Genomic DNA, 21,902 nt, shown 5'->3' on the forward strand with positions numbered 1-21,902 from the left:
AAGGGCCTTCCCGTCCAATGCACTGTCGATCTGCTGCAGCACAGGCGTCAAGCCGGCTGCTCAGCAAGGGGGGTGCCTTCGATCAACGCTCCCAGGCACGCTCGATGGTGGCCTCGAACTCCTGGATCGGGGCGGGTCGACCATACAGGTAGCCCTGGTAACAGGTGCAGCCGTAGCGCGCCAGCAGGTTGCGCTGCTCCAGTGTTTCCACGCCTTCGGCGATCACCTGCAGGCCTAGCCCCTGGCCCAGCGCAACGACGGCACGCACGATGGAGGCATCGTTGGCATTCGTGGCGAGCTCGCACACGAAAGACTGGTCGATCTTGAGCTGGTCCAGCGGCATGCGCTTGAGGTAGCCCAGCGACGAAAATCCGGTGCCAAAGTCGTCCAGAGAGAAGCTGATGCCCAGGGCTTTGAGCGCCTGCATCTTGTCCACCATTTCGTCCACATCCTTGGCCAGCACGCTCTCGGTCAGCTCCAGCTTCAGGCGCTGCGGATTGGCCCCGGTGGCATTCAGCACGCTGCGCACTCCCTGCAGGTAACCGGGGTCGCTGAACTCGCGGGCGCTCACATTCACGGCCAGCACGAGGTGGCTGCGCACAGGGTGCGCAGCCCATTCGCACAACGTGCGGCAGGCCGTCTCCAGCACCCATCGGCCCAAGGGCAGGATGAGGCCCGTCTCCTCAGCCAGTGGTATGAAGCGGGCCGGTGAAACCATGCCATGCACCGGATGCTTCCAACGCACCAGCAGCTCGGCGCCCTGCAGATTCGAGGACAGGTGAACCTGCGGCTGGTAGAAGGCAACGAGCTGGCCCGGGATTGCATTCTTGAGATCCTGCTCAAACTGCACCCGCTCGTGCAGGGCATCGCGCATGCTCTGGTCAAACATCGCCACCTGGCCCTTGCCGCGTTTCTTGGCCTCCAGCATGGCCAGCTCGGCACCCTGCAGCACCTCATTCGCGGTGGTGGCATCGTCGCCAACCACGGCCACTCCGATGGAGGAGTGCCCCGTGCAGGCACCGTCCTCCAGCGCGAATGGCGTGGCCAACAGCTCCAGCACGGTGGCCGCCATGGCGGCGGCGCGCTCCTGTGCTAGACCCGGACTGCGGCCCAGGTCCTGCAGAAGTACCAGGAACTCGTCCCCTCCGATGCGCGCCAGAACGGCGCCCTCATCCTCCAGCTGCCGCAGGCGGGCTGCCACGGCAACAAGCAACTGGTCACCCGCTTCGTGCCCACGGGTGTTGTTGAGTACGGTGAAATTGTCAAGGTTGGCCAGCAGCAATGCGCCGAAGGAACGGCGTGCGCGTGCTTGCTCAATGGCCTGCTGCAATTGGGCCAACAGCTCGCTGCGGTTGAACAGGCCCGTGAGCCGGTCATGATGGGCCAGTTGGTCCATGGCCGCGCCCAGCACCAGCGTCTCGTCCACAGCCCTCTTGCGCGGCTGCTCAGGGCTTTGGGCCGCATCGCGCGCGTGGCTTCTGGCCGCGTCGGCCAGTTCCACGATGGGCCGCACCACGCGCCCCGCCACCAGCCAGGACAGCAGCGCAAAAAGCGCGGCCAGCACAGTGGTGGCTGCCAGCATGAGCTTTCGCATGTGGTGGATGGGCGCATGGGCACTGTCGATGCTTTCGCGCACCACCACCGTCCAGCCCAGCCCATCGGCAGGTACGGCAGCGACCACCTTCTGCGTCGCCACCAGGTAGGCTGCGTCGGACTGCACCGCCTGCAGGGAGGCGCCTGGCAGCTTTGTGTGGCGATTGAAGCTCAGGAGCCATTCCCCCTTGCGGTTGGCGATCAGCACTTCGACCGTGTTCTTCTTGCGGCGCTTGGCGACGGTGTCCGAGACCACTTGGCGCACCCAGTCCCAGTGCAGGTGACCGGCAAGCACGCCCTGGGCGATGCCCCGCTTGTCCAGCAGCGGTGCCGCCACATCGAGAAAGCGCAGCGGCTCGCCGTCCGGCCGCGGCGCGAGGTACCGAGCCAAGAGCACGGCATCGTGCGGATCGCCAACGAAGCCGCCGCGCAACCCGGCCGCAAACCAGGGCCGCAATGACACATCCACGCCTTGCAGCTGCCCACCGGATGCAGCAATCACCTGCCCCCGCGCATCGGCCAATCCGATCCAGGCGTAGGTCGACTCCCGGCCCTGAAGTTCGTCCATGGACTTGCGGATCGACTGCAGATCGATGGCGTTGCGGCCGGCGATCATGTCCGCCATCAGCTCCACCTCGCGCTGGCGGTTGTTGATGTCCTCGTTGAGCTCGTGGGCGATCTCGTCGGCCACGGCATCCAGGTTATCGCGGGCAGATCCGCGCAGGCCCGCCTCCAGATGCCACTCCATGAACATCGTCAGCGCCAGGCCCAGCACGATGCCCGAAACTCCCATCACCGCAGAAAAGCGGGCCCGCACACTACGGAACGGTGAAATCCGGTTCAGCAACCTGTTGATCATGGAGCCCCTCCATGCGCTCCATTCTGGGGGGCAATGCCTGGATTGATAAGCGTTTTGTTACGCGGCGAGGGATTTACCCGTCCGGACTTGATGCAGGTCAAGGAGACGGACCACGGAAGCCCGCGGCTGCTCTTGCATCGCTGGCGCCGGCCTTCGCGGGCAATGAAGTCGCCCTGCGAAGCCGTCGCCTCCCACTGGCCTGTAACCCCATGCGCTGGGCGCCGGTGGGCAGGAGGCGAATCCCATCGTCTTCGCGCGACAGCGATGCGCCCAGTCATGTGCACGAGGTGAGGGCCTTTGCTGGGTGGCGGTGAGCGCCAGACCAGCCGCATCGACGGCCAGCCCCTGAACGCATCTGCGAAACCGGATGACCACCTTCAGCCCGCGCGCCATGCGGCCACATGGCCATGCTGAACATCCTGGCCGCGCTGCGCATGGCCTGCAGTGGCGGATGTGCTGGCCATGGCCTTCCCGCACCTTGCGCTGCCCGCGCGCAGTGCGCTCGGCGTGGCCAGCCTGCCCGATGGGGTGTGGGTGGCGTTGGAAGTGGACGCGGTGGTCGACCCGGCTGCCTGACGGTCAGGCCCGGCGCGCCTGTGCGACCAGCCTTTGCGCGTCGCGCGCAGGTGGCGCGCCGAACTGGCGCGCGTACTCGCGGCTGAACTGGGTAGCGCTCTCGTAGCCCACGGCAAACGCGGCGCCGGCCACGCTGGCGCCCTGGGCCACCAGCAGCATGCGCGCCTGCAGCAGGCGCAGGCGCTTCTGGTACTGCACGGGGCTCTGATCCGTCACCGCCTTGAAGTGGCGGTGAAACGCCGACACGCTCATCGCCGCCACCTGGGCCAGCAACTCCACGCGCAGCGGCTGCGCGAACTCGCGCCGTATGTGGGCAATGGCCTGACCCACGCGCGCCATGGCCGAGTCCGGCGTGGCGATGGCGCGCAGCATGCCGCCGTGCGGGCCCTGCAGCACGCGGTAGAGAATCTCGCGCTCGCACCCCGGGGCCAGGGCCGCGATGTCGGCGGGCTTGTCCATCAGGCGCAGCATGCGCACCCAGGCGTCCATCAGCTCGGGCGTGGTGGCCGCCACCGAAAAGCCCGGCTCCCAAGCACCGGGGCCGGGCGCATCGGCGCCACCTCTGGGCAGGTCTGCCAGCAGCGCAGCCACTACCGCCGGCTCCAGCGTCAGGCTGACCGCCAGGTAGGGCGCGCCATCGGCCGCCGCACGCACCTGGCCCACGGCAGGCAAGTCGATGGACATCACGAAGTACGTGGCCGGGTCATAGGCCAGGGTGTGCCCGCCGATGGTCATGGTCTTGCTGCCCTGCAAGATCAGGTTGACCATGGGGTCGTACACCGCGGCCAGCTGGTGCTCCGGGATGGCGCCCTGCACCATCGCCACGCGGGGGATTCCGGTGTCCGTGCGCCGGTTCTCGGCGCGCGAGGCCAGGTGCCTCAGTTCTTCGAGCGGGCTTGGTTGCATGGACTCCGATCAGACCGCAAAGCCGGGCTCGGCACAAGTGGAAAGCAGGATTGGGCAGAAATTCGGCAGGAGCAGGCACGCCGAAAAAGGAGGCATTGCCTACGCTCTACCTATCGATTCACAACCCCTCAAGGACCTGAAAAATGAACACCATCCTCATCACCGGCGGCAGCCGCGGCATCGGCGCCAGCACCGCCATCGAATGCGCACGGCGCGGCATGGGCGTGATACTCACCTACCACCGCAACCCCGAAGCCGCGCAGACCGTGGTGCAGCGCATTGCCCAGGCGGGCGGCAAGGCCGTGGCCCTGCCGCTGGACGTGGGCGACGCCGACAGCTTCGACGACTTCCGCAGCGCGGTGCAAACCAGCCTGCACGCTACTTGGGGCCAGCGCACCCTGGCGGGCCTGGTCAACAACGCCGGCTACGGCCTGTTCAACCCGCTGGAGAGCGTGACCCCGGCGCAGTTCGACGGGTTGATGAACGTGCACCTCAAGGGCCCGTTCTTCCTCACCCAGGCCCTGCTGCCGCTGCTGCAAACGGGCGCCGGCATCGTCAACCTGACCAGCGCCACCACGCGCGTCGCCACGCCCGGTGTGGCACCGTACGCAGCCTTCAAGGGCGGGCTGGAGGTGCTCACGCGCTACATGGCCAAGGAGTTCGGCGAGCGGCGCATCCGCGCCAATGCGGTGTCGCCCGGCGCGATCCGCACCGAACTGGGTGGCGGCCTGCCGCCCGACTTTGAGGCCCTACTCGCAGGCCAGACCGCCCTGGGCCGCGTGGGCGAGCCCGAAGACGTGGCGCGTGTGATCGCCAGCCTGCTGGGTGAGGACGGCGGCTGGGTCAATGGCCAGAGCATCGAAGTGGCTGGCGGGTATATGGTGTGACCCAGCGCAACAAGGAACAAGCCCCATGCTGGACCACGTATTCCTCACGATGAGCGACATCGATCGCTCCATCGCCTTCTACACCGCGGCCCTCAAGCCGCTGGGCATCACCACGCGGCACGACTTCGACGGCAAGGACGGCCCGCCAGGCCACCCGGACCTGAAAGGCTTTGGCGCCAACGGCCGCATGTTCCTGTGGCTCAAGGCCGGCCCGGCCGACGGGCGCGCCACGCACGTGGGCTTTGTCGCCAGCAGCACCGCCGAAGTGGATGCCGCCTACGCCGCCGCCATGGCCGCTGGCGCCACCGACCACGGAGCCCCCGGCGTGCGCCTGCACTACGACCCGCGCTACTACGCCGCCAATGTGCTGGACCCCGATGGCTACAGCCTGGAGTTCGTCTACAAGAGCTGGCAGCACGTGCCAGCATGAACTAGTGCGCTGACCTGGCGGTGTGCACAGCCCTGCGCGTCGCCCACCAGAACAGCAGCGCCAGCAGGCTGACCGCCGCGCCCAGCAGGCACACGCCCTGCCAGCCGGCAGCGGCATAGGTCGCAGTGGTGCTGATCGCGCCCAGCCCGCTGCCGACCGCGTAGAACAGCATGTACAGGCCCACCAGCCGGCTCTGCGCTTCGGGCCGGGTGCGAAAGATCAGGCCCTGGTTGGTGACGTGCAGGGCCTGGCCACCCAGGTCCAGCAACACGATGCCGATCACCAGTGCCCACAGGGACTGCTCCATCAGCGACAGCGGCCACCACGACAGCAGCAGCACCACCAGGGCCGCCGCACTGGTGCGCTGCGCGTAGCCCAGGTCTGCCCACCGCCCGGCACGTGCAGCAGCCAGCGCCCCCACCGCGCCTGCCAGGCCGAAGGCCCCGATGGCGGTGTGCGAAAAGCCATAGGGCGGCGCGCTCAACGGCAACACCAGTGCACTCCAGAAGATGTTGAACGCTGCGAACATCAGCAGCGCCAGCATGCCGCGTACCTGCAGCACCTGCTCCTGCCGCAGCAGCGCCAGCATGGAGCCGACCAGGCGCAGGTAGCCCATCGCATTCGGCGTTGCAGGCAGGTGCGGCAGGCGCCGCCACAGCACGGGTGCCATCACCAGCATCAACCCGGCGGCGCAGTAGTACACGCCACGCCAGCCGGCCAGATCGCTTACACCGCCCGCAAACACTCGGGCCAGCAGCAGGCCGATGAACACCCCGCCCTGCGCCGCCCCGACGACCCCGCCCTGCTCATGCGGCGCGGCGGCGCTGGCGGCGTAGGCAATCAGCCCCTGCGTCATCGCCGTGCCCAGCAGCCCGACGCCCAGCATGCCAGCCAGCAGCACAGGGGCCGAAGGCGCCACGGCCACCAGAGCGAGCGCCGCCACCAGTGCCAGCAACTGCACGGCCATCAGGCGCTGGCGCTCCACCAAGTCACCCAGCGGCACCAGCAGCAGCAAGGCCAGCGCGCAGCCGACCTGGGTGGCTGCGATGACGCCGCCGACCGCCGCATGGCCAATGCCGAAATCCCGCGCCAGCGCATCCAGCAAGGGCTGGGCGTAGTACACGTTCGCCACGCTCAGGCCGGCAGCCATGGCGAACAGCAGCACCAGGCTGCGCGGCATGCCTGCCGGCCGACTGGGTACTTGGGGGCAGCAAGGCAGTGGGGTTGAAATGGAAGATGCCTTCATGGTTCGTAGCAAGCCCAATCTGGTTTCAAAACAAAACTGATTGAATGCTAGGTCATCTAGTTTTAAAATGCAACCAGCAGCCATGACCACCCAGGAGATCCCATGCCGCGCCGCAACCCCACCCACGGTGAACCCTGCCCCGTAGCGCGCGCCGTCGATAGCGTTGGGGACCGCTGGTCGCTGCTCATCGTGCGCGACGCCTTTGACGGCATGCGCCGCTTCAGCGATTTCCAGCGCAGCATGGGCGTGGCCCGCAACATCCTGTCCGACCGGCTGCGCAAACTGGTGGAGGCCGGCATCCTGGCAACGCAGCCGGCATCCGACGGCTCGGCCTACCAGGAGTACGTGCTGACGGCCCGGGGCGAAAGCCTGTTTCCGGTGGTGGTGGCGCTGCGGCAGTGGGGCGAACAGCATCTGTTCCAAAGCGGCGAGCACCATTCGGTGCTGATCGACAAGCGCACGGGCAAGCCGCTACCGTACATGGCGCCCCGCAGCAAGGAAGGCAGCGCCGTGGCGCCGCAGGCCACCGAGGTGCGAAAAGTGCCGCAATGAACGGGGCACGCCTGCCGCAGCGGATGGGCCCGCGGGCAGGCACTGGTACAGGACTTGCATGGCTGGCCTGTTTGCGGCATACCACCGATGCCGGCCCAGTCCATGTACCGTCCGAAGGAGTCCCCATGCAACGCCGAAGCCTGATGTCCACCCTCGCCTGCGCCCTGCTCGCGCCAGCCGCCGCCACCACCGCCTTCGCCCAAGGCGCCGTCTACCCCGACCGCCCCATCAAGGTCATCGTGGCCCTGCCCGCCGGCGGCAGCGCCGACATGATTGCCCGCGTGGTCACGCAGAAGATGGCGGCCGAGCTCGGCCAGCCCTTCGTGGTCGACAACAAGGCCGGTGCGTCGGGGCAGATCGGCACGCCGCTGGTATCGCGCGCCGCGCCCGATGGCTACACGCTGATGGTCTCGCCCGCCTCGTTCCTCACCACCAACAAGAGCATCTTCAAGACCCTGCCCTACGACCCCGAGGCCGACTTCGTGCCGATCACACGCTTCGTCAACCAGCCCATGGTGCTGGTGGTCAAGGACAAGCAGAAATTCCCCACCGTGGCCGCCGTGCTGGCCGCCGCCAAGGCCGCGCCGGGCAAGCTGACCTACGCCTCCTCAGGCGACGGCAGCCCGCAGCACCTGGCGGGGCTGATGTTCACCACCCGCACCAAGACCGAGCTGCTGCACGTGCCCTACAAGGGCGGCGCCCCAGCCATCAACGACGCCCTGGCCGGCACTGTCGACATGCTGTTCGCCGTGCTGCCCGAGGCCCTGCCGCACATCCAGTCCGGCAAGCTGCATGCCCTCGGCCTGATGGCTGCGCAGCGCACGGCCACCCTGCCGCAGACCCCCACCATGGCGGAAGCTGGCGCGCCCGAGATGAACCTCTCGGCCTGGGTCGGCCTGCTCGCCCCCGCCAAGACGCCCCAGCCCATCATCGACCGGCTGCAGCGCGCCGCGCACGCCGCGCTGGCCGATGCCGACATCAAGGCCAAGCTGGCCGCCAGCGGGATGGAAGTGGCACCCGGCACCAGCCAGCAGCTCAAGGACGCGATCACGCAGGAGATCAAGGTCCATGCGGAGCTGGTGAAGGCTGCGGGGCTGGTGCCGCAGTAGCGCCATCCCCGCCCAGGGCTGGCATTGCTGCTTCCTGAGGGTGGCCCCTGCCGGTATCCCGAATCAGGGTTTCACGCTGGCTTCAGCTCCCGCTCCACGGCGAAGCACAAGCACCACCACGGCGATCGAAGCCACATAGGTGCCACCCAGAAAGACGAGCGCGCCAAGGCTCTGGGGGCCCTTCCCCAGACCCTGGGCAATGCTCGAAAAATCCCACAGGGCGTGCAAAGCCATCGCCACCCACAGGTTGCCCGTGAGCCGGCGCACGAGGTACAGCCCCGTGCCCGCGCAAAAGGCCAGAACGACCTGCACCAGGGCCGCCGCGCCCAGGCCGAAGAAGGCGTTGGTGGCGTGCAGCAGGCCAAACAGCGCGCTCGACCAGAACCACACCCACGCCTCGGACCGCAGCGAGTGGCGCAGGCCCACCAGCAGAATGCCGCGGTGGACCATTTCTTCGCAGAACCCCACCAGCAGCATGGCGGCGGCCAGCACCAGCACGTGTTCCATGCCGATTGCCGCCCAGGCCGTGCTGTACAGGTTCATGCCGATGAACCCGAGCATGGGCACCAGCACTGCGGCCAGGTACAGGGGCTGGCGCAGCGGAGATTCGCGGGTCGCCTGAGGCCACCACCCTGCCAGCCCATTGAAGGCGCACAGCACGATGGCCGCAATGCCCAGTGGCACGATGACGCCCCGCAGCAGGTTCGCCTGCGAACCCAGCGCGGCGTAGTCGATGTCCAGGTAAGTCCATGCAGCAAATACCCAGCCCATGTAGGTCAGGTATACGCCCAGACCGATCCACCAACGGGGTTGAATGCGCATGCTCTCTCCTGCAGCCAGGCGGTCAAAAAATCGCAACCAACACTGCAGCGACGAGCACCCAGGCGCATGCCCACACCAACAGCCCAAGACCCATTCCCAGCGCAGCCAGGCGCCCAACGCCCAACTTGGCCCTGAACCACGCGGCCTGAATGCCTACCATCCATACGAATGCCATCGCGCACGCAACCCCTCCCGCCATGCCAAAGCCCCGCCCAGGCATTTGCGTCGCGATGAGGCCCAGCGAAACGACCAGCGCGAACGGCGATGTCAGGTAACACTGTGCGAAGAAGGGCGGCCGCAACGTCGTGCGGGATGCTGCCTGCCTTCGCCTTCGCAACAGCAGCACCGCGGCCGTCAGCGGGACAAGGCTGAAAAGCAGGCTGCGAAAAAGAAGCAGGTTCTGCGGCGAGTCCAGGAGTTCCTTGGCCAGAGGCGGAGCGTCCGACGCCTGTGCAACGTGCAAAGCCATCGCCACCCCGTTGGTAAGCAGCAGTGTGATCAACAGCAGCAAGGGCGGGCTCACCGCGTCATCGTAGGCCAGGGGCTTGTCCGAGGCCTCTTCCTGCTCGGCGTACTCCATGGCCTGCAGGGGCTTGAAGACAATCCGCAGCAGCGTTCGGGGGTAGAAGAACAGCAGCGCGATCGCCTCGAAGACAAACTCCTCCAGGCTGCGCATCAACTTCATCAGATCCATAAACTCCTCCGAAAGCGCGCCACGCGCGCCGTGGATCAACACATGGGGGCATCCGACTGGACAGTTTGTCCAGCGATCCAGCGCGAACCCTGCCTAAGATCCGCAGCACACCAGCCATGTTGCATGATCAAAAAAACAAGGGAGAACGACTTGGGATATTTTGACGGCTTTGATGCGAGCCACTGGAAAACGACCGACAAGGCGTGGATGGCAGAACGCACTCTCCAATGGCAGGAGATAGAGCCGCTGCTGTACCTGCTGGACAAGAACAAGAAGGCCAGGGCCATCATCAAGAGGTACTTTCTCAAGGGCACGCTGCCTGAATGGGAGAAGCTGCACGACTGGAACCGGAGTTCCACGACACGGCATCTGGACCTGATGCTCTTTCTGTACCTGCACCCCTGCAAGGATGAAGCGGTGCTGCGCCCCTTGCGCGACATGTTCATGGACAACCCCCATGCGTTGCCAGCCGACCGGTTGATGGGTTTCACCGAACTGTGCTTGCACATAGGCCTCGTTCTGCCCGCTACGGGCGGCACCCACATGTTCCAGCAATCCGAACTGGAAAGGGAGATACCGCAATCGATGGTGCACCTTGCCCAGGCGCGGGAACCTTACGCGGACTGCAAGGTGATCGTTGCGCACACGGACGACAGCAACGAGCGCCTGTTCAATCTGATGTGGCCCGAGGACGCTACCCAGCGCCACGTGCGCTTGCCCGTGACACGCAACACCTATTCCTTCAAAGCGCCCCGCTACCCGGTGGATTTTGAGGAGTTTCCTCTGCTGCCCCTACCTCTCGATCTGGACCAATTGTGGACCATGAGCAAATGGCTGGCGTCGCCAAAAGCCCTGGCGCCCGGCGCCCGCGACATGCTGTTCCAGTACGAGCGGCCGCTGGAGGTCTGGTACCACTTCTGCGCACGGGAGGAAGTTTCTAGCAAAGCGGCATGGCGGGAACTGCTGCTGATCGCGGTGTACCGCATCTTCCATTTCGACCAGCAAGCGGAAGGCGAAGACAGCCCCCGCACGCGCTTCGTGGCGCGTATCAAGGCGATCTTCGAACAACGCGAATTCTCGCCATCGTTCCAGGCACTGCTGGCAGTCGTCAGGAACGGCGAAGCAGTGGTCGAAGACCCTTGGTCGAACGATGCGAAAGTGGTCTCGCCCGAACTCTATACCGGCATCCGCCACAGCAGCTGAGAAGCCAAGGGCTACAGACCAAAGGCGACAAGGCAGTGCTGTAGCACGGCAAGGCGGACCAACGAAGTTAGACGGTTGAAGACAAATCCGTAGGAGGGCTTCAATGCCCCCCGAACCGCCCCACCTGCGCGAGCCCGCCCGCCAGGCTCCACAGGGTGATGCACCACCCGTCGCAGCCCTCGCTGACCACCAGCCCTGGCAGTTGGGTGGCTTGGTCGATATCGGCAAAGCTGACGGGCTTGCCGGGTACCTCGCCAAGGTACGACACGCCACTGCCGTTTTTCGTGAACACATGGTGCCTGCGCGCATGGTAGAACGCGGCGCGATCCTCCACCACCCGCCCGGGCACGATGATGGCCACAGTTGGGCTGCCAGGCTGGCTCACCACCGATGCCGTGGCGAGCTTCAATTGCCGCTGCACCGCGCCAAACCGCTTGGTATCTGAGCCCAGCAGCGCCGCAATGGCCTCCACCTCCGGTGCAGAGATACGGCGCGTGGCCCACCGGGTGGCGCGCACTGGTGCCATGGAAAAAAGCCCGAACTGCCGTGTGTCCGACTTGGGCACTTCGCCCTGCACCGAGGCTTCTGCCGAATCCCATTGCTCCTGCCCCGAAGCGTTCTTGGGCACTTCCATCTTGCACTGGTACTTCACGCCGGTCTGGGTGGAAAAGACACCACGGCCCGCATCGCAGTGGCGCGCCAGCGCCCGGACATGGGCGGGATCATCGAACTGCACCACCACCGATCCATCATCGGGCGACAGCCACGCGAAGAAAAGGCCGGGGCGCGCGCTGTGGCTTTCCTTGGCCTCACCGGCAACCGATGGCGCGACGGCGGCCAGGCCAAGAATGAGCGCCGTGATTCCCCGCTGAAGCAGCCGCATGGTGTTTTCCCCCGCAATGGATCTCGCAAAGCCAGCAGGATAAGCGCAATGCTGCGGCCACGGTTTACTTCTGCGATGCTGGCACATCGGCACCGGCCGATTCCCCCGTTTTGCAACCCACTTTGCATGAACCTCATCACCCTCTCCGAGCTCACCCCCGACAGCGTCGATGCGATCTGGCGCCTGGCCCGTCAGCCCGACAAGGCGCTGCGGGGCCAGGTCGCCTGGTCCTTCGAAGGCAACGGCATCCGCACGCGCACGACCTTCATCCAGGCCTTTCGCGACCTGGGCCTGGCGTTTACCGAGCTGCCCAACCTGCTCAAGAACACAGAGCGCGCGTGCGACCTGGCGGGCTACCTTGATCCGTTCTACGACCTGTATGTGGTGCGCGAATCCAACCATCAGCGGCTGGCCGAGTTCGCGGCGGCGTCGCGCCGGCCCGTGATCAACGCCATGTCGGGCGCGGGGCATCCCTGCGAGGTATTGACCGATGCGTACTACATCGACAGCACGCTCATGCCCATCAGGGACGCCCGCATCTGCCTGTGGGGCCCGACGACGAATGTGCTGCGGTCCTGGCACCAACTGGCCCAGGTGCTGGGGTTGCCGTCGCTGCACCATGTGTGCGACGCGCGCATGCACGACGCCACGCTGCCCGGCGTGCGCTTTGCACCGGAGCCAACAGGGCCCATGGACATCGTCATCACCGACGGCTGGCCAAGCGACGCCGAGGCCCCAGGCAGGCCGCTCACGCTGGCCGATCTGGAACGCATGGGCCACCCCGTGCTGCTGCCGACGCCGCCGTTTTCCATCGGGCGCGAGCTGGCGTTCGACCCCCTGCTCTACCCGCGCTTTGCAGGCTACGGGCAAAAGCAGTTGCTGCTGCCGGTGCAGAAAGCGATCATCCGGCACCTGCTCGGCGCCTGAGGGCCGCTGCCTACTTCCCCGGAGCGGCGGCGATGACGCGCGCCGCAAGCTCCGCAAACTGCCCCAGGTCCACCGCATTGCGCTTGAACCAAAGCCGGCTGTTGTCGACCCGGTGCACGAGCACGATGTCCCGCGCCCGGTCGATCAGCATGAACTGGCCGCCGCTCCCGTCCGCCAGCACCAGCTGGTTGCCAGGAAGGCGCCACGACGGAAATGCCACGAACGGCAGCCACCACATGTAGCCATAGCCGCTGCCGCCCGAGACGGCGCTGTACGAGGTCGTGCTCTCGCGCAGCCAGGCGGACGGCACCATCTGGCGCCCTTGCCACTGGCCGTCGCGGCTCACCAGCAGGCCGATGCGCGCCAGGTCGCGCGCAGACAGGAACATCAGGTAGGCGGGGTGCTCCGAGCTGCGCTCGTACTCGAACTTCGTGTCCTGCGGGTAGCGGAAGTCCTCAAACTGCAAAGGTTCCGCCAGCTCGGTCTTGAGTGCCTCGAAAACATCCTTGCCGGTGCGGCGCTGGAAGATGGTGGCCAGCGTGTTGAAGTCCCAGTTGTTGTAGTACCAGAAGGTGCCGGGCGCATGGCTGCCGCGCTCCGGCCGCCTCTTCTTCGCCGCAGGCGTTTCGTAGGCCGACTCGTGGTAGACCCCGGAGCGCGACTGCAGCAGTTGCCGCACGGTGGCGGTCTGCTCCACGTCGGACAGCCCGCCCTTGTCCGTGATACCCAGGGACGCCAGGCTCTGGTCCAGGTCGATGGCGCCCGGGCTGACGTGCATGCCGTACAGCACACTGAGCACGCTCTTGCGCACCGACGCGAGGTTCATCGGCCGGCGGATGTCGCCATAGGCATGCACCAGCACGCCGCGGTGCACCACGAGGTAGGCATCCGAGCGCAGCGCGTCGGCATAGCTGTCGGCCAGTTGGAGCTTGTCTGCCGACCACCCGCTCGGCTGCCCGCTGGTGGCCGGCGTGGCCCAGGCCGCACCAGGGAAGACGCCTTGCGCCCCGGCCGGCTGCGATGCCACCGCCGCGGCCGCAACCGGGGTGTCGGCAAGAACGGGTGCCCCGCCCATGGCGATGGCGGCCAGGGCAGCGATGGCAGTGGTGCGCAGTCTGTTCAGCATGGCAATGGATCGGTTGCCGCTCCTCGCCGCTGCGGGGGCCAGCGCGGCAGAAGTTCGGTGGTGGGTTTCGGCCCATTCTGCCGCAGCTGCCAGCATGGGCGTTACGCCGGCGCAGACGCGCCGCCATCGGCGAGAATCGGAAGCTCCGTTGCCAGCCCTCTCGCCCTCTCCCCTTCCGTTTTCCGATTGGTTCCAAGACCCGTGCGTCCATCCAAATGAAGGGTTTCATCCTCACGCGCAACTGGCGGGACACACCTGCGGGCACCGAAATCGAATACTGGCTGGCGACGGACGAAGGGCCGCTGAAGGTGCTGCTGACCGGCCAGACCTCGGTGGCCTTTGTCGAGGCGCGGCACAAGGGCACGGTGGATGCCCAGCTCATGGCCCTGCCGGACGTGGAGTTGCGTGCGCTGGACCTCAAGAGCTTTCAGCAGGAGCCCGTGTTCGGGGTCTATGCCAAGCACTTTCGCCAGCTGGGGCGCCTGGCGAGGTCGCTGCAGCAGTTGGGCATATCGCTGCTCGAAGCCGATGTGCGCCCGCACGAGCGCTACCTGATGGAGCGCTTCATCACCGCCGGCGTGCTGGTGGAGGGCGGGCGCACTGAGAACGGCGCCCGCGTGGACTGCAGGCTGGCGCCTGCGCCCGACTACCGGCCGGCGCTGAAAGTCGTGTCGCTGGACATCGAGACCAGCCAGCACCAGGCGCTGTACTCCATTGCGCTCGACGGCATGGCCGAGCGCGTGGTGTACATGCTCGGCGAGCCCCCGAATGAGCGTCCTTCCGAGCCTGCGGAGCCCGCAGCCTTTGCGCTTGTCTACTGCCCCACCCGCAAGGCCATGATCGACCACCTCAACGACTGGGTGGCCCGCAACGACCCGGACGTGCTCATCGGCTGGAACGTGATCCAGTTCGACCTGCACGTGCTGCAAAAGACCGCCGATGAATGCGCCACGCCGCTGCTGATGGGCCGCGAGCGCCGGCCCATCGCCTGGCGCACGCACCCGGGCAAGCAGGGCTACCTCTTCGCGCCCATGCCCGGCCGCGTGGTCATCGACGGCATCGAGGCGCTGCGCGCTGCGGTGTGGAGCTTTTCTTCGTTCAGCCTCGAGAACGTCTCGCAGCAACTGCTGGGCGAGGGCAAGGAGATCGGCGACGAGTACGACAAGATGGCCGAGATCGAGCGGCGCTACCAGCACGACAAGCCCGCGCTGGCCACTTACAACATCCGCGACTGCGAGCTGGTGCTGCGCATCTTCGAGAAAACGCGGCTGCTGCAGTTTGCGATGGAGCGCGCCCACACCACCGGCCTGCAGATGGACCACTTCGGTGGTTCCATCGCCGCGTTCAGCCACCACTACCTGCCGCGCATGCACCGCCTGGGCTATGTGGCGCCCAATGTGGGCGAGATAGAGGGCCAATCGTCGCCCGGCGGCTACGTGATGGACTCGAAGCCCGGCTTCTACGACTCTGTGGTGGTGCTCGACTACAAGAGCCTGTACCCCTCGATCATCCGCACCTTCCTGGTCGACCCGGTGGGGTACGTGGAAGGCATGCACGCCAGCGATGCGGCACCGCTCATCCAGGGCCCGCTGGGCACGCGCTTCTCGCGCGACAGGCACTGCCTGCCAGAGATCGTCACCACCCTCTGGCGCGCGCGCGACGAGGCCAAGCGCGCGAAGAACGAGCCCCTGTCCCAGGCGCTCAAGCTGGTGATGAACTCCTTTGCCGGGGTGCTGGGGGCGTCGGAATGCCGCTTCTTCAACCCGCAGGTGATTTCAGCGATCACCCTGCGCGGCCATGAGATGGTGAAGCTCACCCGCGAGTTCGTCGAGAAGCGCGGGTACCAGGCGATCTACGGCGATACCGACTCGATCTTCATCTGGCTTGGGCGCACCCACACCAACGCAGAGGCGCATGCCGTGGCGGCGGACCTGGTCAGGGACATCAACGCCTGGTGGACACGCAGGCTGCGCGATGAACAGAACCTCGACAATCACCTCGAAATCGAGTTCGACACGCACTACAAGAAGTTCTTCATGCCCACCATCCGCGGCTCGGACGTGGGCAGCAAGAAGCGCTACGCCGGCCTGAGCGTAGACACCCAGGGCAAGGAGGAGATGGTCTATCGCGGCCTGGAGATGGCCCGCAGCGACTGGACGCCCCTGGCCCGGCAGTTCCAGGAAGGCCTGCTCTCGCGCGTGTTCCAGGGCGCACCCTACCGCGAGTTCGTGGCCGACTACGCACAGGCCACGCTGGCGGGCGAGAAGGACGACCTGCTCGTCTACCGCAAGCGCCTGCGCCACCGCCTGGATGCTTACGTGGCCAACGTGCCCCCGCAGGTGCGCGCGGCGCGCATGGCCGACGAGTACAACTCCCGCATGAACCGCCCCCAGCAGTACCAAAGCGGCGGCTGGATCCGCTACGTCATGACCCGCAACGGGCCGGAACCGCTGGAAGCGCGCCATTCGCCCATCGACTACGGGCACTACCTCACCAAGCAACTGCAGCCGATTGCCGATGCCATTTTGCAGCCGCTGGGGGAGAGTTTTGCCACCTTGACATCGGCCCAGCAGGACCTTTTCTAGACATGTTCAACCGCCAGCCGCTGGCGCCAGTTGCGAACGCCTCCCCCAGTTGCGCATTTCGGTCACTGCAGGACAGTCTGTGCGAATTCGATTGGTCGGCGTGAACTGGACACACAGACCGGCCCTCGTGGAAATTCCCAGGTCGCAGACGACGAGCATCTGGTCAGCTTCGCTGAGTCGTCTTCTTGGGTGATACAGGGCATGGGTGCGAACAGCTAGACTTCCGATATCGGCAAGAAGCGGACTTTCGTCCCGCACCTCCACAGCCTGCCGAAAGGCTTCAGGTCAAGAACTCGAAGGAATTTTTCGATGGTCATAGTGAGACAGCATGGCGAGGCCGGGCAGCTGCTCGACATTTCCTCCCTCCTTGCTGACGTCGACTGCTTTTTTCGCACCGACCAGTGGCAGATTTCTGTCGAGAGTTGTTTGGGGTCGAATGCGTTGAGCGTTGAGGAGGCTTCGTTTTCCGGCCTCAGCCTTTCAGATTCCGAGTTTCGTTCTCTCTATCGCGGCATCTATCAGACCATCGACGGGCGGTTTTGCGGATTCGGAGAAGGACAGCGCTTGTTCGAACTTCTGGTGGTGGATTCTTCGTATTGGGAGGTCACTGGCACGCCGGCATTTGAAGCGCACATCCTCGCAACATACGGGGCCTGGGTTCAACCCCAGTGAGCCGGAAAAGGCTCGAAGCACGCCAGGCCCTACGGCTACAGTTGGCCATAAGCGACCACCCGAATCCTATGCGCAAGCTCAATCTTTCGCTCCCTCGCATTGACTGCGACTTCAACGCCTATGCCTTGAGCAACGAGTTGGATGACAACTGTTACTACTCGTTCAGGGCAGACATTGGCAGACTCGCATCTTTGGTTGGCGAAGTGGTCGTCCTATTTGACTATGACGCCCCTAGCGAAATCACCGCTTGCGAGGCGGTTATCGAACGCCATGAGCAAGGTTGGCGCGGAGACCCGGAGCGCTCAATTTGGTTCTGTGGATGGAGGGCGAGGCCAATTGATGGAACTTGGTTCAGCGGCGCTATCCCCTGGGACAACGAGTGACCGTTTTGGCAGAACCGGCCACGCGTCTAAAACGTCTGCTTCCGCCACGCCTGACATCCGCTTAGGGCCCGTGGCTGCCGCGTGTACGATGGCTGCCATCGGCCAGAGTGTTGGCACCGATGTAGAAGTAAGCCACTTTTGACTCATGTGCCGACGACTCCGTGAGCCACGCGAGTGGCTCTTTACCCACACGCCTGTTGGGTGTGGGGGCGAAACAAGTGGCGCAGTCGAAGGTCGGCGCGGTGGCTCACTCCGGTTTCGGCGGCAGCAAGCTTGACCGTCGGCATCCGTCTGGTCCAGCCCAAGGCGCGACCAATCAGCCTTCGCGGAAGGCGGTTGCCTCAACCCGGTGTCTGCCCCGACTTGGTAGACGCCGCGGGCTTGACCAGCCGCGCGATCTCACCACCGCACGCGCTGAAATTGCTGGCGTATTCCTCGGGGTTGTCGAACATCACCTGGGCTTGCATCAGGCGGTCGAGTTCCTGTTTCGCGTAGACCAGGATGCCCGCGCTGTTGCCGCCCGATGCCCAGGGATAGTCCAGCTCGCGGAACTGGCGCGCGATGTCGCGGTGAATGCGCACATGCGTCTGCTCGTGTTTCATCACGTGCGCATAGGCACAGCTGCCCGGCGGGATCTCGCTGGCCACGCGCAGCACCGGTTTGATGTAATCCAGCCGCACGACGACGCCCTGGCAACTGGTCTGCGGCATCACCGCCAGCTTGGTCTCGACAACGACGTGCCCGAGTTGCGTACCGCTGCGGCCGGCGCCCGCGCCGATCTTCGTCAGTTCGGCGGCCGGTTTGGCGTTGTCCACTTCCGGGTCGGCGAACCAAGCCGCACTGAAACGCACCGCCTTGCCGCAGGGAGGCAGGTTGGCGGACTGCGCCTGGAAGCAGGCGCTGACCAGCAGCAGAGCGAGGAGGCTTTTCATCGTAACCTTCTGGTTATCGGCAATACGCGCTCGTCCTGAAGCGGTGGCCGCAAGACGGCTAGTCTGACAGCGGCGGACGATCATGCCCGGCGCCGGCTGGTCGCCGGTTGGCGTTTTTTCAGCCTCCGATCGCATTGCCTGAAATCGTATTCGACCTGATTTGGCATCGACGCAATGACTCGCATCCCGCCCAGCTTTGGTTCAGAGGTCTAATCGCAGACTGCTCGGCATCGTTGTGACCAGATACCCTGAAGCTCGCGGATAGAGGAGCCGCGCTGTCGCCCAAACGCGATGCGCGACGCTGTAAACCGGATGGCAAATGGAGCGAAGCCTAAGGCGCTTGACTCGTCATGCGAACTCAGGGCCTGCTGCCGCCAGTGAATGCAAACATTCGGCGAGTGCTTTCTCAAACCGCCAGCGGCAGCTCTTGCCCGGTAGCGGAAGTCTAGCCCAGCGCTTCAACATGCGCCCGACAACGATGTTGGCTCATCCGCCGACAAATGTCTGGTGTACGTGTTGTCGAATTCGATGCCAACAGTGCCGAACCGATGTCCAAGAGCTCCGCACGACGCACTATTGTCAGACGGCCAGCCACCCCGCCCACGGCAGCGGCAATGCAGTCGACCCACAGCAACTGGTTCTTCACCGCCCAACTCACCCCGGCATCCAGGCAGGCTTGAACGCCGCATGGAATCCAAACGGCACCACCTGCGGCAAATGCAGCGTGGCCAGGCACTGCATGCTGGCCGGGTCGATCACGCCGATCACCGTGCCTTCATCGCCCTCGGCCAGCGTGGGTACCAGCAGCACGCCATCGTCCTCGGCGGTAGAGCCGGGGCGCTCCACGAACAGGGGCTCCAGCTGCACGGCATGCTCGCGCTGCCAGGTGCCGGCGATGCGGCCGCCGTCGAGGTCGAGCTTCACCGTGCGGTCGAACATGGGGGCCTTGCCATCGGGGTCGAAGCCCGCAAACCAGGCGTGGCGCGACTGCTTCTTGCCCCAGTAGGCGCCGTGCACGGCGGGCAGCTCCACGCTGGCGCCTTCGACGAGCGGCCGGGGCTGCGCATCGCTGCGGCCCGGCTCCAGCCGGTAGCGCTGCACGCGGTGCTGCACGCCCACCGGCTGGCCGGCACGCAGCCGGTCCAGGCGCAGCGCGCTGAAGATCTCGGGGCCGTCGGTGGTGCACAGGTCGAGCACCAGGGTGGCGGGCGTGCGCCCGTCCTGGCTGGGCTCGTCCCACGCCTGCACGGCATGAAAACTGGCCATGGCCGGCACGGCCCAGCTGCGCACGCTGCCATCGGTGAGCGAGACGGCGTCGATGCGCGAGCCCGTGGCCGCGTCCCACTTGAAGTTGTCGATGAAGCCCTTGCCCGCCAGCGCCAGTTTGATGGCATTGACCCGCATGGCCGGCTGCCACACCAGGGCGTGCGTAGGTGTCATGGCAAAGGCATGCAGGTAGCCCGCCTGCCGCACGGACCAGCGTGCAATGACTTCGCGCCGCCGGCCGCCCGCCACGATCTTGAACAGCTTGTAGGTGCACTTGGGGCCCATCTCCACGCCCACGTTCCAGTAGGTGCCCTGCGCGTCCGTGATGCCATGGGCCGACATCACGTGGATCACCTCGTCATCGTCGTACACGATGCGCCCAGTGGTGGCCAGCGTGTCGGGGTCGAAGCTGGTGAGCAGCGGCGTTTCGGTCTGCGCCACCCACTGCGAGCCAATGCGCGCCATCACCACCGCCCCGTTGTCCGTCACGATCGGGTGGCGCAGGTTGCGCAGGCGCGAGAACAGGCCCGCCGGGTCGGCCGTGCCAAAGGCACTGCGCGCCGGCTTGCGCGCCGCCAGGCTCTCGCGAAGGTCATCGGTCTGCAGGTAGCGGCTGCGGTAGGTGGCGCTGGCGCCCCCCACATCGCCCGGCGCCAGCCGCACCCGGTGCAGCATGGCCAGGCCATCGAACCAGTGCTCGTAGCTGCCATGGGGCAAGTCCCACAGCGCCGGGCCATTGAGCAGCAGGCTGCCGCCAATGAGCCATGGGGGGATCTGGCCACGGATTTCGACTGGGGTGTCGGGGAGCTCGCGGGCGGTGGATTTGAGGCCGCGAAGGCGGCCCACCAGGGTGGATGGCGTTGGTGCTCCGGACTTGGCGGCGAGGGTCATAGGCTTCTGGTTGAACTGGTTTTTTTAGGCGTATCGGTACGCATGTGCGCCCATCATGGGTCAAACCGGGCAAAGGCGGCAGGAGATATTTACCCGAACTGGTTTGGCGCGAGCCGGACTTGGGCTCCCAGCAGGGGCTCCACCAAAGCGCCCCACAGATCACCGAACGCAAGGAAGTTGTGGCCATCCTGCCCTGCATTCATTGCCAGCGCGTGAAAGCTCCCCTGCCCTCCAGCAGCCACGAACGCGTCGAAATTCTTGCGGCTGTGTTCCAGGCTATAAAACGGGTCATGGTCCGCGTACAGCCAGAGCGTGGGCCCCGCGAAGCCAGCGCCCCTCGTGGCAAGCCCGCCATTGATCTCATCGGCCGTGGTCTGCTCATCCACCCAGCCACCGACGAAATTGAGGATGCCCTTGAACAGCCCGGGCCGGGCTCCCGCAGCAGCCAGCGCCAAAAAACCGCCACGAGAGTGCCCACCGATCAGCAGGCGACCACGGTCCACATCGGACCGCTCCAGCAGGTGCGCCACGGCGCACTCCACGTCGTACAGGGCATGCTCGAAGCCTGCCAAAGCGCATTCGGGCCGATTGGAGTATCCCGACCCATCGGTATCCAGGCCCTCGGCATACACACCGCCTGATTTGCCGCGCCCCCGGCGTTGGGGAAACACGACCATCCACCCACGGTCATTGAAGAACCTGGCCAGGGCCGGGCTGGTCACGGTGGTGGTGAACGTGGCAGCGTCATTGCCCATGCCGGTAGAGCCGTGGTTGAAGAGCAGCGTGGGGAAAGGCCCGGTGCCCAAGGGCTTGTAGGTCACCATCTCCAGGCGTATGGGTCGCCCTTCCTGGTCCAGCGCTCCTGTGGGTAGGTACTCGCTCACCCGGTTCCCACCAGCATCCTGCTGCGTGACCACCCCGGCCATGCGGCCTGCTGCATCGCGCCAGAGAAGCTCCACCACATCCGGGTTCCGCATCCTGAAGCGGACGATTGCGCCATCCGGCAGGTTTGCCTGGAGCTCGTCTTCATGCCAGGCGGCCCCAATCCGTTCGCTCTGCAACCCCCGGCGCGCCGAGGCGCGTACACATACGACGATTGCCCCGTTCAAGGACACCTTCTCGACGATCAGCCTCACGTCGCTTGTGCGCCCCTGGTCAGCCCATCCCGACCAGACACCGCACCATGCGGTGATGGAGGCCGGCAGGCCGGGCGGGGGCGATTCGATGCACACGTCCGGCGGCACGATGGCAGGCACCGTGCTCTCGGATGGCTCCGGTTCGAGCGAGGCCATGTAGGCCGGCCATGCCGTCGCCACGCGTTCGTGGTTGGGGTTGGAAGTAGTTACAGAGAGGGTCATGA

The 21,902-nt window shown here is 65.8% G+C and carries 19 protein-coding genes; 9 read left to right on the top strand and 10 right to left on the bottom strand.

The genetic code is table 11. The annotated features are described in order from the left end of the window. Positions 1-82: 82 nt before the first annotated feature. Together ACSQ9E_RS17740 and ACSQ9E_RS17745 are read right to left on the bottom strand one after the other, a co-directional pair. Positions 83-2,452 (bottom strand): putative bifunctional diguanylate cyclase/phosphodiesterase, encoded by a 2,370-nt coding sequence (locus tag ACSQ9E_RS17740; protein WP_436218678.1) that lies wholly within the window; start codon positions 2,450-2,452, stop codon positions 83-85. A gap of 579 nt (positions 2,453-3,031) precedes the next feature. After that, positions 3,032-3,934: an AraC family transcriptional regulator N-terminal domain-containing protein gene (locus ACSQ9E_RS17745; RefSeq protein ID WP_436218679.1), complete on the bottom strand. Its 903-nt coding sequence runs from the start codon at positions 3,932-3,934 to the stop codon at positions 3,032-3,034. A gap of 143 nt (positions 3,935-4,077) precedes the next feature. On the opposite strand from ACSQ9E_RS17745, the gene ACSQ9E_RS17750 reads away from it, so the two are divergent. After that, positions 4,078-4,821 carry an SDR family NAD(P)-dependent oxidoreductase gene (locus ACSQ9E_RS17750; protein ID WP_436218680.1) on the top strand — a complete coding sequence of 248 codons (744 nt, stop codon included), beginning with the start codon at positions 4,078-4,080 and terminating at the stop codon, positions 4,819-4,821. Between the two features lie 25 nt (positions 4,822-4,846). Then, positions 4,847-5,251 (top strand): VOC family protein, encoded by a 405-nt coding sequence (locus ACSQ9E_RS17755; RefSeq protein ID WP_436218681.1) that lies wholly within the window; start codon positions 4,847-4,849, stop codon positions 5,249-5,251. Position 5,252: 1 nt separating this feature from the next. On the opposite strand, the gene ACSQ9E_RS17760 is transcribed toward ACSQ9E_RS17755, so the two are convergent. Continuing rightward, entirely contained in the window at positions 5,253-6,431 is a 1,179-nt protein-coding gene (locus ACSQ9E_RS17760; RefSeq protein WP_436218682.1) for an MFS transporter, read from the bottom strand. A gap of 168 nt (positions 6,432-6,599) precedes the next feature. Here ACSQ9E_RS17760 and ACSQ9E_RS17765 point away from each other — a divergent pair, with 168 nt between their 5' ends. After that, positions 6,600-7,049, top strand: a complete 450-nt coding sequence (locus tag ACSQ9E_RS17765) for a winged helix-turn-helix transcriptional regulator (RefSeq protein WP_179679495.1) — start codon at positions 6,600-6,602, stop codon at positions 7,047-7,049. Positions 7,050-7,174: 125 nt separating this feature from the next. After that, positions 7,175-8,158, top strand: a complete 984-nt coding sequence (locus tag ACSQ9E_RS17770) for a tripartite tricarboxylate transporter substrate-binding protein (RefSeq protein WP_179679494.1) — start codon at positions 7,175-7,177, stop codon at positions 8,156-8,158. A 63-nt stretch (positions 8,159-8,221) separates the two neighbouring features. Here ACSQ9E_RS17770 and ACSQ9E_RS17775 read toward each other — a convergent pair whose 3' ends face one another. Both ACSQ9E_RS17775 and ACSQ9E_RS17780 read right to left on the bottom strand, forming a co-directional pair. Continuing rightward, entirely contained in the window at positions 8,222-8,980 is a 759-nt protein-coding gene (locus ACSQ9E_RS17775) for a CPBP family intramembrane glutamic endopeptidase (RefSeq protein WP_436218683.1), read from the bottom strand. A gap of 22 nt (positions 8,981-9,002) precedes the next feature. Next, positions 9,003-9,674, bottom strand: coding sequence for a hypothetical protein (locus ACSQ9E_RS17780; protein ID WP_057204774.1), 672 nt, complete (start codon positions 9,672-9,674; stop codon positions 9,003-9,005). 123 nt (positions 9,675-9,797) lie between these two features. Here ACSQ9E_RS17780 and ACSQ9E_RS17785 point away from each other — a divergent pair, with 123 nt between their 5' ends. Continuing rightward, positions 9,798-10,877, top strand: coding sequence for a hypothetical protein (locus ACSQ9E_RS17785; RefSeq protein WP_428001599.1), 1,080 nt, complete (start codon positions 9,798-9,800; stop codon positions 10,875-10,877). 100 nt (positions 10,878-10,977) lie between these two features. Here ACSQ9E_RS17785 and ACSQ9E_RS17790 read toward each other — a convergent pair whose 3' ends face one another. Next, entirely contained in the window at positions 10,978-11,760 is a 783-nt protein-coding gene (locus tag ACSQ9E_RS17790) for a hypothetical protein (RefSeq protein ID WP_436218684.1), read from the bottom strand. Between the two features lie 126 nt (positions 11,761-11,886). Between ACSQ9E_RS17790 and ACSQ9E_RS17795 the strand changes: the two genes are divergently transcribed. Next, positions 11,887-12,687, top strand: a complete 801-nt coding sequence (locus ACSQ9E_RS17795) for an ornithine carbamoyltransferase (RefSeq protein ID WP_436218685.1) — start codon at positions 11,887-11,889, stop codon at positions 12,685-12,687. A 10-nt stretch (positions 12,688-12,697) separates the two neighbouring features. Here the strand turns inward: ACSQ9E_RS17795 and ACSQ9E_RS17800 are convergent, their stop codons facing one another. After that, entirely contained in the window at positions 12,698-13,813 is a 1,116-nt protein-coding gene (locus ACSQ9E_RS17800; protein ID WP_436218686.1) for a serine hydrolase domain-containing protein, read from the bottom strand. Positions 13,814-14,028: 215 nt separating this feature from the next. Here ACSQ9E_RS17800 and ACSQ9E_RS17805 point away from each other — a divergent pair, with 215 nt between their 5' ends. The 3 genes from ACSQ9E_RS17805 (at position 14,029) to ACSQ9E_RS17815 (ending at position 17,453) form a co-directional block, all read left to right on the top strand. Then, the gene (locus ACSQ9E_RS17805) at positions 14,029-16,398 is read left to right on the top strand and encodes a DNA polymerase II (protein WP_436218687.1); all 2,370 of its coding nucleotides are present in this window, start codon (positions 14,029-14,031) and stop codon (positions 16,396-16,398) included. Positions 16,399-16,707: 309 nt separating this feature from the next. After that, entirely contained in the window at positions 16,708-17,070 is a 363-nt protein-coding gene (locus ACSQ9E_RS17810) for a hypothetical protein (protein ID WP_436218688.1), read from the top strand. Between the two features lie 68 nt (positions 17,071-17,138). Next, the gene (locus tag ACSQ9E_RS17815) at positions 17,139-17,453 is read left to right on the top strand and encodes a hypothetical protein (protein WP_436218689.1); all 315 of its coding nucleotides are present in this window, start codon (positions 17,139-17,141) and stop codon (positions 17,451-17,453) included. 341 nt (positions 17,454-17,794) lie between these two features. Here ACSQ9E_RS17815 and ACSQ9E_RS17820 read toward each other — a convergent pair whose 3' ends face one another. From ACSQ9E_RS17820 to ACSQ9E_RS17830, 3 genes are all read right to left on the bottom strand, one after another. Further along, positions 17,795-18,385: a hypothetical protein gene (locus ACSQ9E_RS17820; RefSeq protein WP_436218690.1), complete on the bottom strand. Its 591-nt coding sequence runs from the start codon at positions 18,383-18,385 to the stop codon at positions 17,795-17,797. Positions 18,386-19,039: 654 nt separating this feature from the next. Then, positions 19,040-20,542 (bottom strand): carotenoid oxygenase family protein, encoded by a 1,503-nt coding sequence (locus tag ACSQ9E_RS17825; RefSeq protein WP_436218691.1) that lies wholly within the window; start codon positions 20,540-20,542, stop codon positions 19,040-19,042. An 89-nt stretch (positions 20,543-20,631) separates the two neighbouring features. Beyond that, positions 20,632-21,900, bottom strand: a complete 1,269-nt coding sequence (locus tag ACSQ9E_RS17830) for an alpha/beta hydrolase family protein (protein WP_436218692.1) — start codon at positions 21,898-21,900, stop codon at positions 20,632-20,634. Between the last annotated feature and the right edge of the window lie 2 nt (positions 21,901-21,902).

It is taken from the genome of Acidovorax sp. LjRoot118 (assembly GCF_964253575.1).
Lineage (GTDB): Bacteria > Pseudomonadota > Gammaproteobacteria > Burkholderiales > Burkholderiaceae_C > Acidovorax.